Below are 807 nucleotides of genomic sequence, written 5' to 3'. Positions count from 1 at the left end.
TGACCGGCGTTTTGTTCGGCGCAACGGCTTCGAGGTTGCCACCGGCCGCATCCTTGATGGATTCGGCCACGGTGGTCGGGCCTTTGTAGACGTCGTTGCCGGCCGCCACGGCCAAGATCCCGGAGCTCTGGCCGACGGCGATGGTGATCACCTTGCCGCTGTTCAGGGTGACGGTCACTGGGTCGTTGTGCGCGGTGACCAGGTTGCCTTTGGCGTCGGTCAGGGTCGCGGTGTAGGTGATCGTGCCGTTTTCATTCACGGTTGGCGAGGCGGTCAACGTCACGGTCGTCGCGTCATTGACGTCGCTGACGATGGTCGTGGCTGGCGTGGTGTTTGGCGCGACGGCTTCCAAATTCCCGCCCGAGGCATCCTTGATCGATTCGGAAACGGTGGTCGGGCCTTTGTAGACGTCGTTGCCGGCCGCCACGGCCAAGATCCCGGAGCTCTGGCCGACGGCGATGGTGATCACTTTGCCGCTGTTCAGGGTGACGGTCACTGGGTCGTTGTGCGCGGTGACCAGGTTGCCTTTGGCATCGGTCAGGGTCGCGGTGTACGTGATGGTGCCGTTTTCATTCACGGTCGGCGAGGCGGTCAACGTCACGGTCGTTGCGTCATTGACGTCATTCACCGTAGTGGTGACCGGCGTTTTGTTCGGTGCAACGGCTTCGAGGTTGCCACCGGCCGCATCCTTGATGGATTCGGCCACGGTGGTCGGGCCTTTGTAGACGTCGTTGCCCGCGATGACCGGCAGGCTGCCGGAGCTTTCACCGACGGCAATGGTGATCACCTTGCCGCTGTTCAGGGTGA

General features: G+C 62.8%; 1 protein-coding gene. It reads right to left on the bottom strand.

What is annotated here, in order from left to right; translation table 11 throughout:
* Positions 1-807: immunoglobulin-like domain-containing protein (locus FQ192_RS33865; protein ID WP_149662285.1), on the bottom strand; the 807-nt coding region annotated here is incomplete at both ends.

The sequence above is a fragment of the Pseudomonas sp. ANT_J12 genome (assembly GCF_008370045.1).
In the GTDB taxonomy this organism is placed as follows: domain Bacteria; phylum Pseudomonadota; class Gammaproteobacteria; order Pseudomonadales; family Pseudomonadaceae; genus Aquipseudomonas.
Note: the sequence above shows the minus strand (reverse complement) of the source record. Positions and strands in the feature narration are given on the sequence as shown.